General features: G+C 66.3%; 11 protein-coding genes. 4 read left to right on the top strand and 7 right to left on the bottom strand.

The window, feature by feature from the left end:
• Positions 1-41: 41 nt before the first annotated feature.
• From AC1DBX_RS07565 to AC1DBX_RS07580, 4 genes are all read right to left on the bottom strand, one after another.
• Entirely contained in the window at positions 42-872 is an 831-nt protein-coding gene (locus AC1DBX_RS07565; RefSeq protein ID WP_476931460.1) for an enoyl-CoA hydratase-related protein, read from the bottom strand.
• Positions 869-2,116: a CaiB/BaiF CoA transferase family protein gene (locus AC1DBX_RS07570; protein WP_476871207.1), complete on the bottom strand. Its 1,248-nt coding sequence runs from the start codon at positions 2,114-2,116 to the stop codon at positions 869-871. Before AC1DBX_RS07570 ends, AC1DBX_RS07565 begins: the two co-directional genes overlap by 4 nt.
• Positions 2,113-3,495, bottom strand: a complete 1,383-nt coding sequence (locus AC1DBX_RS07575) for an FAD-dependent oxidoreductase (protein WP_476931461.1) — start codon at positions 3,493-3,495, stop codon at positions 2,113-2,115. Before AC1DBX_RS07575 ends, AC1DBX_RS07570 begins: the two co-directional genes overlap by 4 nt.
• 264 nt (positions 3,496-3,759) lie before the next feature.
• Positions 3,760-4,368, bottom strand: coding sequence for a helix-turn-helix domain-containing protein (locus tag AC1DBX_RS07580; RefSeq protein WP_028277301.1), 609 nt, complete (start codon positions 4,366-4,368; stop codon positions 3,760-3,762).
• 590 nt (positions 4,369-4,958) lie between these two features.
• On the opposite strand from AC1DBX_RS07580, the gene AC1DBX_RS07585 reads away from it, so the two are divergent.
• Both AC1DBX_RS07585 and AC1DBX_RS07590 read left to right on the top strand, forming a co-directional pair.
• Positions 4,959-6,263: an MFS transporter gene (locus tag AC1DBX_RS07585; protein WP_459384138.1), complete on the top strand. Its 1,305-nt coding sequence runs from the start codon at positions 4,959-4,961 to the stop codon at positions 6,261-6,263.
• A gap of 106 nt (positions 6,264-6,369) precedes the next feature.
• Positions 6,370-6,879, top strand: coding sequence for a cytidine/deoxycytidylate deaminase family protein (locus tag AC1DBX_RS07590; RefSeq protein WP_476859189.1), 510 nt, complete (start codon positions 6,370-6,372; stop codon positions 6,877-6,879).
• A gap of 231 nt (positions 6,880-7,110) precedes the next feature.
• On the opposite strand, the gene AC1DBX_RS07595 is transcribed toward AC1DBX_RS07590, so the two are convergent.
• On the bottom strand, positions 7,111-7,530 hold the full coding sequence (locus tag AC1DBX_RS07595; protein ID WP_476859188.1) for a DUF4383 domain-containing protein: 420 nt from the start codon (positions 7,528-7,530) through the stop codon (positions 7,111-7,113).
• Between the two features lie 220 nt (positions 7,531-7,750).
• Here AC1DBX_RS07595 and AC1DBX_RS07600 point away from each other — a divergent pair, with 220 nt between their 5' ends.
• Complete coding sequence (locus tag AC1DBX_RS07600) at positions 7,751-9,070, top strand: cell division protein PerM (RefSeq protein ID WP_459384140.1); 1,320 nt, start codon at positions 7,751-7,753, stop codon at positions 9,068-9,070.
• A 22-nt stretch (positions 9,071-9,092) separates the two neighbouring features.
• On the opposite strand, the gene AC1DBX_RS07605 is transcribed toward AC1DBX_RS07600, so the two are convergent.
• The gene (locus AC1DBX_RS07605; RefSeq protein ID WP_476931462.1) at positions 9,093-9,536 is read right to left on the bottom strand and encodes a hypothetical protein; all 444 of its coding nucleotides are present in this window, start codon (positions 9,534-9,536) and stop codon (positions 9,093-9,095) included.
• Between the two features lie 39 nt (positions 9,537-9,575).
• Between AC1DBX_RS07605 and purN the strand changes: the two genes are divergently transcribed.
• Positions 9,576-10,151 (top strand): phosphoribosylglycinamide formyltransferase, encoded by a 576-nt coding sequence (purN, locus tag AC1DBX_RS07610; RefSeq protein ID WP_476931463.1) that lies wholly within the window; start codon positions 9,576-9,578, stop codon positions 10,149-10,151.
• 1,156 nt (positions 10,152-11,307) lie between these two features.
• On the opposite strand, the gene AC1DBX_RS07615 is transcribed toward purN, so the two are convergent.
• The gene (locus tag AC1DBX_RS07615) at positions 11,308-12,660 is read right to left on the bottom strand and encodes an MFS transporter (protein WP_243180242.1); all 1,353 of its coding nucleotides are present in this window, start codon (positions 12,658-12,660) and stop codon (positions 11,308-11,310) included.
• Between the last annotated feature and the right edge of the window lie 64 nt (positions 12,661-12,724).

The following is a 12,724-nucleotide window of genomic DNA, read 5'->3' on the forward strand; positions in this document are numbered from 1 at the left end:
TTGTTGTTCTTCGAGCGGCTAAATATCGGGCCGTGGAACGGCTAGCGTCCCGGCCAGTGCGGGGCGCGCTTCTCCTGGAAGGCGCGGACGCCCTCGGCGGAGTCTTCGCTGTCCAGCGCCGCCATGAGGGCGGGGAGCCGGAGGCCGCGGGCCTCGGCGGCGGTCAGGTGCGCGGTCTGCGTGACCATCTGCTTGACCGCCCGGACCGAGGTGGGGGCGCAGGCGAGGATCTGGTCCACCCAGCGCTGTACCGCGGCGTCGAGCCGGTCCGCGGGGACCACCTCATTGACCAGGCCCAAGGACTGCATCTCGGTGGCCTCGGCCTTCCGCCCGGTCAGGAGCATGCCCATTGCCTGGGTGTAGGGGATCCGGCGCACCAGCTGGTGGATGCCGCCGTCGAGCGCCAGACGCCCGACGCGCGGTTCCGTCAGCCCGAAGCGGGCCGTGTCCGCGGCGATTACGATGTCCGCGCCGAGCACGATCTCCATGCCGCCGCCGAGCGCATAACCGTTGACCCGGGCGATCACCGGGATGTCCAGCGTGGTGCGCAGGCTGAGCCCGCCGAACCCGTTCGGGTCCAGACCCGCCCAGTATTCGAGCCCGGTCTTGTCCACGGCGGAGGCGGACATGTCCGCGCCGACGCAGAAGGCCCGGGTCCCGGCACCGGTGATGACCACGGCGCGGACGTACGGATCGGCTTCGAGCTGGTCCCAGATCTCGTTGAGCCGGGCCTGCGCGCCGCCGTCGACGGCGTTGAGCACGTGCTGGCGGTCGATGACCACGGTGGCGACGTGGTTCTCGATGGTCAGGGTGACCTGGTCAACGGCGGCGGGAACCGAGGCGGTCGTCCCGGCTTCTGAAACGGCGGTCACCGAAGGACCCCCAGCTGCTGCAGGCGCTCGATGGTCTCGGCGTCGAACCCGTTCTCCAGCAGCACCTCGACGTTGTGTTCGCCGAGGCGCGGGGCCACCCGGCGGATGGTGGGCGGGGTCGCGGAGAGCCGGATGGGTGCGTTGAGCATCTTCACGGTGCCGACGCCGGGGTGTTCCGCCTCGACGATCATGTTGTTGGCGTGTGTCTGCGCATCGGCCAGGGTCTGTTCCAGGGTGTGGACCGGGGCGTTGAGCAGCCCCTGGCCTTCGAGCCGGGTGGTCCAGTATTCGGTGGTGTTGGTGGCTATGCGCTCGCGGAAGATCGCCTGCAGTGCCGGCTTGTGCTTGAACTGCTGTTCGAGGTTGGCGAACTCGGGCCGCAGCGTGAGGTCCTCGTCCAGGCCCAGGGCCTCGGAAATGCGCAGCAGCGGGTCCGGGGTGAAGCCGCCCACCATGCAGACGGCGCCGTCGGTGGTTTCAAAGACGCCGCTGAGCGGCATGGCGCCCCAGTTGACCTCGTAGCCGCGGTTGAGCTGCATGCAGGCCTCCTGCATCTGCAGGTGCAGCATGGAGTCGTACATGGTCACCTCCACCTTCTGCCCGACGCCGGCGGACTCGCGGGTGCGCAGTGCCAGCAGGATGCCCTGCATGAGGTGCATGCCCGTGATGTAGTCGCACAGCGTGGTGGGGTAGATGGCCGGTTTCATGTCATCGGACTCCCGCCGCCACATGACGCCGGAGTAGGCCTGGGCGATCGCGTCCTGGCCGCCCTTGTGCGAGTAGGGGCCCTCGGGGCCGAAGCCGGTGCCGGAGGCCCAGATGATGCCCGGGTTCTGCTCCTTGAGGTCCTCGTAGCCGAAGCCCATCCGCTCCATGACGCCGGAGCGGAAGTTGCTGACCACGACGTCGGCGTCGGCGAGCAGCCGGCGGAGGACGGCTTTGCCCTCATCGGTGCGGGTGTCCACGGAGATGCTGCGCTTGTTCCGGTTGATGGACAGGAAGATCGGGTTGTCCTGGCCGTCCTTGTCCGGGAACGAGTTGCGGGAGATGTCTCCGGCGCCGGGGCGTTCCACCTTGATGATGTCCGCGCCGTAGTCGCCCAGCAGCTGGGTGCAGGACGGGCCCATGAACACCTGGGTGAAGTCCACGATCTTGATTCCGTCCAGGGGGAGCGGGGTGCCGGCCTCAGCGGCGGCGGTTGCCGCCGTCGTGCCTGACAGCAGGTCGTCGATGACGGTGCTCATGCCCCCACCACCGCGTCCACGTCAAGGGTGGCGTTCGACGACGGGACGTCGCCGGGGTCCGCGCCGTGCCGGCGCATGCCCTGCTGGATGTCCAGGGCGGAGACGTCGCGGACGAGGGTGCCGTTCTGGATCGCCAGGGCGGCGGCGACGCCGACTGCCTGGCCCATGGCCATGCAGGGCGGGATCTCGCGGGACATCTTCTGGGCCTCGGGGGTGGCGGAGTAGTGGCGGCCCGCGACGAGCAGCTGGTCCACTTCCTTGGGCAGCAGCGAGCGGTACGGGTAGTAGTAATCGCGGCCGCGGGCCACGGTGTCGGCGAAGTGCCGGCGCGAGGTGACGTCGTCCTTGGTCATGACGTACTCGCCTTCGAGCAGCCGGGTCTGCCGGACGCCCATCTGGGACGCGACGTCGAGCATGTAGCAGTTCTCGAAGCCGGGCAGGTTGGCACGGACGTAGTCCACGGCCTCGGTGATCCGGTCGCGGGCGGCGAACTCGGCAGCGGTCATGTCCGCCGGGTCCACGCCGTCGAAGCCGGTCATGTGGGGTGCGTTGCACCAGACGACGCCGTCGATGGGGGTCTTGAGCCACCACAGTTCCCAGGCGCCGCCGAGGAGGCGCTTGATGGTGCGGTTGATGGCGCGGGCTTCCTTGGGATTGGCTTGTTCGAAGGCCTCCGCGGCGTTGGTGTCCACGTTGCCGAGGCGGAAGACCAGCGTGGTGAGGTAGCTGTCCTTGACGTAGCTGGCACCAGCCCGGGAGGCGACGTCGATGTCGCCGGTGGTGTCGATGACGACGTCCGCCATGAAGGCCTGCGGGCCGGACTTGGTCTCGCAGATGACGCCCTTGATCACGCCGTTGTCCACGATCGGGCGGGAGAACCAGGAGTGCAGGCGGAGGTTCACGCCGGCCTCGCGGACGAGGTCGTTGGAGACCCGCTTCCAGCCGTCGGGATCGAATGCGGCGGCGTAGCAGATGGGCTTGGGATTGACGTGGGTGTGGAAGTCAAAGGTGCCGTAGCGGCCCCACTTGTTCCACAGTTCCTCGGAGGTCTTGCGGTCATCGGCCGGCGGGACGATCGCCAGGCCCAGCTTCTGCAGCCGCTCGACGTACTCGGAGACGATGCCGGTGACCGTGATTTCCTGGCCGTTGATCATGTCATCGAGCACCAGGACCATGCCGCCGGAGGCGAGGCCGCCCAGGGAGGAGTAGCGTTCCAGCAGCGTGACAGAGGCGCCCGAGCGGGCCGCGGTGACGGCTGCGGCCACACCTGCGGGGCCACCGCCGACGACGAGGACGTCGGAGCGGGAGATGACGGGGGCGGTGAGGTCCGCCGTGGTGGTGCTGAGTTCCAGCGACGACATGGCTGTGGACGGGTTCATGGGGGATCCTTACTGTTTCGGCCGAAGTGCCGTTAGAGGCGTGCCGTGGGAACGGGTGCCGTTGGAACGGTGCCGGTGACGTAGAAGACGGTGCCCGGCAGTAACGCGGCAACGCTGACCGCGAAATCGACCCGGCAAAGGGTATGACGCATCGCGGCCCGTTGCGGGGCCGTGGTGCGGGCTGTTGGAGGGGTTCCGGCGGACACCGCGGTATAGAAGAGGCGTCCGGACCGGAGAAAGGTGACGGCGGCTAGGGCCGGCGGATCACCACGCGTGAGGTGCGTTAACCCAGATTGCTACGCAGACCTCTTCGTAGCTGTTCTTGTACCAGTGGGGCGTATCCGAGGAGAAGGTGATCGAATCGCCTTCTTCCAGGGTGTACTTCTCGCCGTCCAGGAAGATGTCCTTCCGGCCGGAGAGCACGATGCCGAATTCCTCGCCGCTGTGCCGGAAAGGAGTGGCGCTGGTGTCGTGGCCTGGCGGACTCACGATCCATTGGGCCTCCAGCGCACCGTTGAGGTCCGGGGTGAGCAGTTCATAGACTGCTTCACCCACGGACTTCTTGGTGACGCCCTTGAGGTTCCGCCGCTCGGCCTTGCGGACCACGGGGGACCTGGTTTCCTCCTGTCCGAGGAAGAACTTCCCCACCGGAATGTCCAGGCCATGTGCCAGCTGCGCCAAGGTGGTGAAAGAGGGATTGGCCAGGCCGCGTTCGATCTGGCTGACAATCGCCGGGCTGAGGCCAGTGACTTCCGAGAGCTTCGCAAGGGTCATTCCTTTGTCCTTGCGCATGTTGCGGACCTTGTTGCCGACGGTGGCAAGAAGGACGCTTGTGCCGGCGGGGGAATGTCCCGTGACGATTTCGTTGGTCATGCTCCGACTCTCTCTTGGTGAGCTAACACACATAACTATAGTGAAAACTTTTAGCGAATCAAGGTTTTAGTGAATATTTTTACGGTTCCGGGCCGAATCTGCGCCTGACGTGGGGCTTTGTAATCCGGCCCGGGCCCGGCCTGCTGCGGGCGGACGGGACTTCTCCGAAAACCATTGACTCTGTGAAGATCTTCAATATAGTTGTGTGAGCCGCAACACTTTTGGGAAGAACGCTTCAAACAGGTTAGGGCGCACAGCCTTCTGGCGGAAGGTGCATCCGACCCGCGAACACGTTCCTTTCCTTAAGCCAAGCTGCCGTGACATCTGCCAAGCCATCCGCAGAGCACGATGTTGGCCGGTCACCAGGGACCAGTTCCTTGTTGCCGAGCTGGATGGCCCGTTTGCATTCAAGCGCTACGAAGAGGCATGCGTAGCTATCTGGGCTAACTCGCCTCCCATGTGGTGAGCCGGTCCCGCCCCGCGGACCAAGCCAAACGATAGTTTCGATTGCCGGCGACCCCAACAGGGGTGCCCGCCGGCAGTCCGTACCCTCACGCACCCCGAAAGTGCGGGGGAAGGAAAAAGGAATCATGACTGACACTGTCGTCAAGACTGACCTGGAGACCGGCCGCAAGTCCCGGCTATCTCCGGAAGTCCGCCGGGGACTGCTCGGCCTTGGACTTGGAAACACCCTGGAATGGTACGACTGGATGGTCTTCGGCCTGCTGTCGGCCTTCATCGGACCCAAGTTCTTCCCGTCGCAGGACCCCGTTGCCGCGACGCTGAGCGCGCTGGCAGTCTTTGCCGTCGGCTTCGCGTTCCGTCCGCTGGGCGGCATCCTGCTCGGCACCTTCGCCGACAGGATCGGACGACGGCGGGTAATGCTCTGGTCCATCATGATGATGGCGATCACCACCCTGATCATTGCCGTGTCGCCGACCTATGACCAGATTGGCCCCGCGGCCGGCGTCATCCTGCTGGTCTGCCGCATCGTTCAGGGCATCTCCACCGGTGTCGAAGCTCCGCTGTCCACCGCCCACGCCGTCGAACTCGTCCCCGAGGGACGCGAGGGCTTTGTCGCCGGCATCATCTCCTTCTACGTCAACGCAGGCATCCTGCTCGCCTCGCTGGTCAGCTACCTCTCGTCCCTGATGCTCGGTGGGGCCGTCATGGCCGACTGGGGATGGCGTGTGCCGTTCATCGTCGGCGCAGCCTTCGGCTTCGTCGTTGTCTACCTTCGCCGGACGCTTCCGGAAACCATGAAACCGGAAGAACTGGCGAACAACTCCGCCAAGACCGTCTGGGGTGGAGTGCGCAAGCACTGGCTCAGCGTCCTGGCCATCACCTTCGTCGTCGGCGCGGCGCAGGCCTACAACTACGCCTGGAACACCGGACTTCCCACGGCGGCCCGCACCGGCTTCAAGGAGGACGCAACCGCCGTCTTCGCGCTCACCACCATCCTCGGCGTCGTGCTGGTTGTCGGCAGCCTCATCATCAGCAAGGTCGCTGACGGCAAGTCAATGTCCAAGTGGTTCCTGATCACCCGTGCGCTGGCCATTCCGTCCGTGTTCCTGATGCTGATGTACGTCAAGCCCGGCATCGCCGGCTTCGCGGCCGTCCTCCTCGGCGGCTCGGTTGTGCTGGTCCTGAACATGACCCTGTACAACGTGGTCACCAGCTCCCTGATGCCGAAGGGTTGCCGCGGTGCCGGCACCGCGCTCGGCTACGGCCTGGGCGTCGCCCTCTTCGGTGGCACGGCCTCCTACCTCCTGGTCTGGCTCCAGTCCATGAACGCCTCCTGGATCTTCCCCGTATACGTGGCTGTCCTGTCGGCGCTCAGCATCGTCTTCTACCTGCTCGCCCGGAAGAAGAACGGCATCTTCATCGGCCGGTAGAGCAAACAGCCGGCTACGACCACGGCGGGTTACGAAGACAGCCGGTTACCAAAACAGCCAGGCCAGAACACAGGCACGCAGGAACAGCGGTAAGCAGGAACGGAAAGTGGGAACCCTCATGGACGCCAGTCGCCCGGACACAAACGGTTTGCAGGCAAACGTGATCTCCTTTGATCTCGACGCCTCCGACGTGGAGCTTTACGAGGCAGCGCGCGCGCTGTTGCTCACCGCCCACCACAGCGAGAACCACCGGGTGGCGGCCGCCATGCGCGGTGAGTCGGGGGCCATCTATCTCGGACTGCACATTGGCGCCAAGCGCATTAATGTGTGCGCCGAATCCAGCGCCCTCGCCAATGCCCGCATGGCCCAGGAGCCAGCAATCCACACCGTGGTAGCCGTCAGCATGGACGGGCAGGGACACCCCCAAGTCACCAACCCGTGCGGCCTCTGCCGGGAGCTGCTGCGTTCTTACGGAACTGAGACGTCTGTACTGGTCGATGCCGGGGGCGAGGTGGGCAAGGTCCGGATCAAGGAACTGCTGCCCTTTCCCTGGATGCGTGCCACCGAAACGGAGTGGGACACTGTTCCGCCCCGCGTTCAGGAACACGCAAGCTAACGAGCCGCCGCGGCACCCGCATCATCCGGCGGCAACGGCAGCGGTAGGGCATCACGGAAGGCCGGGACTCACAAAGTCCCGGCCTTCCGCCGTGCCGGGAGGTTCCGCCGTCGGGCGGCCCCAGACGCCACACAGAAAGCTGGTGCAGCCGCCGCGTTTCCGCTAAACCGCTGCACCAGCAGGTAGTACGAATTTTCTGAATACTATGAAACGTTACTCATTCGCGGCTCCCTATGTCCCGGGGGTTGATGACCGGGTCTTTACGTCTTCTTCCAGGTGCCTTGTCATCAGCCAGCCTGCGCCGGCCATTATTACGCCCATCACCATGAAGGCCCAATTGTCCATGGTGTTCAGCGACAGGAAGTTGGCCGCCGAATCCACGCCGACGATGAAACCGTAAATGCTAAGGACGATGTACAGCAGACCGGAGCCCATGAGGAAATTCCGGGCGCCCATGGCAGTCCGGGACATGGTCAGGCCGGTGGCGCCGATCGCGAGCTGAACGATGTTCAGCAACATCGACACCTGGAACAGGCCCAGGAACAGGGCCTTGGAATCGGGCCCGAAGAACCTCAGTTCGCTGTAATTCGTAGTGATGCCGGGGATGAACCCCAGGATGCCCACGACGATCAGGACGATACCTGCACCCATGCCGACGTTCTGTACATCTGTCCGACCAAAATGAACGCCGTGCGCATGAGGAGATGCGGTAGTCATTATCTGCCTCCAACCACTGATTGCGGACATTTACAATTTTACGACCGGGGTGCGCAAAAAGCGCCGGGGGCCACCGACGGCAAATCCGGCGGATCCGGCCAATGTGCCTGTCGGAAACCGGCCGGGTGCCGGGCCCGTGGCACCATGGATCTCGATGAAACTGCGCGCTGATCAGACCGGACAACGTGGCCTTCCCATGCCCCTGTGGCTGCAGGGTGCCCTCGAGTCCGCCCAGGCCGCCGTCATTTCCGCCCTCGTGGTGGTGGCCCCGATCGTCATGGTCTGGGCCACGGCCGGATTCCAGCATGACGGATTCGATGTCCTGGCGCGCCTGGCCGGCCAGGCCTGGCTGCTGATCCACGGCGTGCCCCTGCTGCTGGACACCGCCGGTGCCGGGTCCGCCGCGCAGCCGGAATCCGGGACGCTCTCGCTCATCCCGCTGGGCCTGGCCCTCATCCCGTTCCTGCTCGCCTGGCGCGCCGGTCGGCGCCTTGCCCGCGCCTCATATACGGACCAGCTCTGGCAGGCCCTGCTCGGCTCCTGGCTGGCGTATGCCGGATTCGGGATTGCAACGGGCTTCGTCTGCCGCACGGCCGACGTCGGCATCAGCCTGTGGGCCGCCGCGTTCATTCCCCTCGTCCCGTTCGGGCTCGGCATGGTGGTGGGCGCGCGCCGCGAGGCCGGGTCGTGGAGCCGGCTGATCGGCGTGGACGCCGTGGCCTGGCTCTCCCGTACCAGCCAGCACTCGCGTTGGGCCGGGTCCTACCTGGGTTCGGCCATCAAGGCAGGCTCGGTGGCGCTGATGGCGAGCCTGGCGATGTCCGCCGCGCTGCTGGCCGTCGACCTCTTCATCCACTGGAACCTTGTGGTCGCCGTTTATGAGGGGCTCGACGCCGGTGCCATGGGCGGCGGTGTCCTCACCATCGTGCAGCTTGGCTTTCTGCCCAACCTCGTCGTCTTTGCCCTGGCCTGGATCTCCGGCGCTGGGTTCGCCCTGGGCGTCGGGTCGCTGGCCGGACCGCTCGGGACCGCCGTCGGGCCGCTGCCGTCCGTTCCGGTGTTCGCCGCGCTGCCGGCCGGTTCCCTCGACTTCGGCTTCGTGGCCCTGGTGGTGCCGGCGCTGGCCGGGGCGCTGGCCGGCTGGTGGTTCCTGCGCGAAGGCGAAAACCACTTCGACGAATGGCTGTCCATCAAGATCCGGGCCCGCTGGTTTACCGCCGCCGCCTCCACCCTGGTGCTGGGCGCGGTGATCGGCTCCGTCGCCGGGCTGCTCGCGGCGGGGCTCGCCTGGCTGGCCCGCGGTTCGGCCGGCATCGGTCGGCTGACGGAGATCGGGCCCGACCCGCTGCGCACGGCGCTGTTCGTGGCCGCGGAGGTCGGAATCGGCGTCGTGATCGGCTACGCGGCCGGACCGTGGCTGGAACGCCAGCAGAAGCTGCGCGAGGCAGACCTGGAGACGGTCAGCAGCCGCTAGGGCAGCGGCGTGGGTGCAGCCGTTAGCGCAGCTGCGTGGGCAGCTGGCTCGGCAGGGACTTCTCCAGCTGCGTCCTGCATTCCGAGGTTGCCTGCTGCGTCAGGGCGTAGCGGACGCACTGCTGGTAATCGCGGATCTGGTTGAAGAACAGTGTCGAGGCCAGGACCACCAGCAGCATCACCGCCGAAACCACCAGCCCGGATATCGCGCCGTACAGAACCAGCCGCGATTCTTTGTATTTCACCGCCCGGACCAGGACCACGATGCCCAGCACAATCCCCGCCACCGTGAGCAGCGCCGTCAGCCACACGTAACCCACGTCGAGCTGGAAGACGAAGAACGAGCCCAGGACCGCGATGACGAACAGCCGGAACAGGGTGCGCGTCAGCCGTGCGGGATCTTGTGCTGCCTGGCCGGCCGGTTGCCGGTCCGACTGGCCGCTGCCGGATTCCGTGGGGGGATTCATGTTTTCCAGCCTACGCGAGCGGCCCCATAAGCTAGGACCATGCGCATAGTTGTCCTCGTTTCCGGCACCGGCTCCAACCTCCAGGCAGTAATCGATGCCGTGAAGTCCGGCGCGCTCGACGTCGAGATCGCCGCCGTCGGCGCCGACCGGCCGGGGACGTTCGGGGTGGAACGCTCCGCCGCCGCCGGGATTCCCACGTTTGTGGTGGACTTCAAGGCCTACCCGGACAGGACGGCCTGGAACGCGGCCCTGACCGAAGCCGTCGCCGGCTTCGCCCCGGATGTGGTGGTGTCCTCGGGCTTCATGCGGATTGTCAGCGCCGACTTCATCGACGCGTTTGGCGGCAAATACCTCAACACCCACCCGGCGCTGCTGCCGTCCTTCCCCGGCGCCCACGGTGTCCGCGACGCGCTGGCCTACGGCGTGAAGGTCACCGGCTGCACGGTGCACTGGGCCGACGCCGGGGTGGACACGGGCCCCATCATCGCGCAGGAAGCCGTGGCGGTCGGGGACGGCGAGAGCGAGGAATCCCTGCACGAGCGCATCAAGGTGGTGGAACGCCGGCTCCTGGTCTCCACTCTGGCTTCCCTCGCCGCGGCCCACACCCTTGCCTGATTTCCGCCCTGCCTGATTTCCGCGCTGCCGGGTTTCCCCCGCTTGACCCAACTAGCTCGCAGTAGGGGCCGTTTTGGGCGCTCAAAACGGCCCCTGCTGCTGGCCAGTTGGGTAGACGGGCCGCGGCTTGTGGATAACCCTCCGAGGCAGTCCTCGGTTTTGCGACGATGGGTCGATGAAGACACCCCGGCCGCTCCCGTCCCCGCTCGGTTCGGCGCCGTTTACAGTCAGGGAGGCCGTCGACGCCGGAGTCAGCCGGCGCCGGCTTAAGCATCGCTCGCTCCACGTTCCGAGCCGCGGGATCCGGTTGCCAGCAGAACACCCCGTTGAACTAGCGCACCATGCGCGGCCCCTCACCCTTGTGACGCAATTCTCTGCAGCCTCCCACGCGACCGCCTTCTTGATCTGGGACTTTCCGGGCTTCCTCCCGGGTGCCGACGCCCTCGGCATCCACATTTCCCGTCCGGACACGATGGCAATACCGCGGCGCAGGGGCGTGATTGGCCATGTCGGGCAATTCTTCGCCGACGAAATCACCACGATCGACGGGCTGCTGGTCACCACTCGGACCAGGACGTGGCTGGACTGCGCCCGGAAGATGAGCATTGACGAGCTGACCGTGGTGGCTGACCACTTATTGCGTCATCCTCGGCCTGAGTTTGAAGGCCGGACGGAGCCTTATGCCGGTCCTGGGGAACTGGCCGAAATGCTGGACCGACACAAGGGTACGCCCGGCATCCGCAAGGCGCGTCTCGCCTTGGACCAAGCCCGGATCGGCGCGGATTCGGCCCCCGAGACGAGACTCCGGCTTGCCCTCTGCCGCTCAGGACTACCGGAACCGGAACTGAACGTGCGCACGGTCCTGCGCTCCGGCGTCGTGCGTCAACCTGATCTTGCCTATCCGGAACACCGGGTTGCTGTGGAGTATGAGGGGGCCGTGCACTCCGACGCGGCCCAGGTCGTACGTGATATTGCCAAGGAAGAGGACTACGCAGGCAGTGGCTGGATCCTGGTCAGGATCTCAAAACGGCACATGGAGAACGAGGCGCGCGCCGCCGTGGCCAAGGTCCGCGCCGCTCTCGCCTACCGCGGCTGGCAGCCCCTGCTGCGAGTCAGTTGGGGGAGGGGAGAGGGTGAGCGCAGGGGCGGAAGGGCGTTACTCGAGCCGGCGCTGCTTCGTCTCGGGGGCGAAGAACGCCATCCACAGCACGGAGAGCAGCACGAGGCCGCCGGCCAGGGCGAACGACGTCGCGAGCCCCAGTTCCGGCCACAGGAAGGCCGCGAAGATCAGCGGACCGAACCCGGCGCCGAGCCGGGAGAACGTCGAGGCCCAGCCGAAGCCGGAGCCGCGCAGTTCCGTGGGGTAGAGCTCGGAGACGTAGGTGTAGAGCACCGGGATGGCCACCTGCACCACGAAGCCGAACACCAGGAGCCAGAACACGGCGGCGGTGGGAATGTCCACCACGATCGCCACGATCACCAGCGTCAGCGCGGACAGCGGTCCGGTGATCGCCAGGATCCACTTGCGGCCCACCCGCTCCACCAGCAGGGCGGCCACCACCACGCCCAGGAGTCCGACGGCGGCCATCGACGCCGTGGTCAGGAAGGCCTTGTACTCCTCGAAGCCGGCGCCGATCAGGATCCGCGGCATCCACGTCAGCGACAGGTAGTAGACGAGCAGGATGCTGAAGAACAGGGCCCATGCCGCCGTCGTGATCTTCCAGTTGAACTGCCAGAGGGCGCGCAACTGCGTCCACGCACTCCCCGCCGAGAGGCGTGGTGCATCCTGCGGTGCGGGCAGGCTGTAGACGCGGGCCTCGGCGCCGGTGGCCTGGACCAGGGCGTCGATCACCTTGGCGGCCTCGTCGCGGCGGCCTTTGCGGATCAGGAACAGCGGGGATTCCGGCACGCTGCGGCGGATCCAGAACACCAGCAGCGCCGGGAGCACCATGACCAGCATGGTCAGCCGCCAGTCCGCGAAGGCCGCGACCAGCCCGGCGGAGACAAAACCGCAGAGGGCCGCGCCGATCGGCCACCAGCCGTCCATCGCGGTGAGCACCCGGCCGCGCTGTTTGCGCGGGGTGAACTCGCCCACCAGCGCGTAGTCCACCGGGATGCAGCCGCCCAGGCCGAACCCGGCCAGGAACCGGAACACGACGAACCACATGAAGTCGGGGGAGAAGGCGCCGAGCACGGTGAAGATGGAGAAAATCAGCAGGGTCGCGGTGAAGGCCTTCTTGCGGCCGATGGTGTCCGCGATGGTGCCCCAGACGAACGCGCCCAGGGCCATGCCAATGAGGTTCGCCGTGCCGATCCAGGCGGCATCGCCCGGGCTCAGCGACCAGTGCTTGGACAGCAACGGAATGAGGATGCCGTTGAGGGTGACGTCCCAGGCATCGAACATGAAGCCCAGTCCGCCGATCAGGAAGATCCGGCCCTGGACCTTCCACCGCCACGGCAGTTCCTGGACCACCTGTTCGCCGCTGGGCACAGTGGTGTACGTGTTCATCTTGGCCTCCTGTGAAAACTCTACGTGGCCGGGCCGCGGCCTGCGCGTGCTTCACACTCCGGCG

It is taken from the genome of Arthrobacter sp. 10N44_2 (assembly GCF_056394385.1).

What these genes read in the sequence shown, in the direction of transcription:
- AC1DBX_RS07600 (WP_459384140.1), top strand. Translation starts at nt 7,751, where the DNA reads ATGAAACTGCGCGCTGATCAGACCGGACAACGTGGCCTTCCCATGCCC.
- AC1DBX_RS07595 (WP_476859188.1), bottom strand. Translation starts at nt 7,530, where the DNA reads ATGGGTGCAGGTATCGTCCTGATCGTCGTGGGCATCCTGGGGTTCATC.
- AC1DBX_RS07605 (WP_476931462.1), bottom strand. Translation starts at nt 9,536, where the DNA reads ATGAATCCCCCCACGGAATCCGGCAGCGGCCAGTCGGACCGGCAACCG.
- purN (WP_476931463.1), top strand. Translation starts at nt 9,576, where the DNA reads ATGCGCATAGTTGTCCTCGTTTCCGGCACCGGCTCCAACCTCCAGGCA.
- AC1DBX_RS07570 (WP_476871207.1), bottom strand. Translation starts at nt 2,116, where the DNA reads ATGAGCACCGTCATCGACGACCTGCTGTCAGGCACGACGGCGGCAACC.
- AC1DBX_RS07615 (WP_243180242.1), bottom strand. Translation starts at nt 12,660, where the DNA reads ATGAACACGTACACCACTGTGCCCAGCGGCGAACAGGTGGTCCAGGAA.
- AC1DBX_RS07585 (WP_459384138.1), top strand. Translation starts at nt 4,959, where the DNA reads ATGACTGACACTGTCGTCAAGACTGACCTGGAGACCGGCCGCAAGTCC.
- AC1DBX_RS07580 (WP_028277301.1), bottom strand. Translation starts at nt 4,368, where the DNA reads ATGACCAACGAAATCGTCACGGGACATTCCCCCGCCGGCACAAGCGTC.
- AC1DBX_RS07575 (WP_476931461.1), bottom strand. Translation starts at nt 3,495, where the DNA reads ATGAACCCGTCCACAGCCATGTCGTCGCTGGAACTCAGCACCACCACG.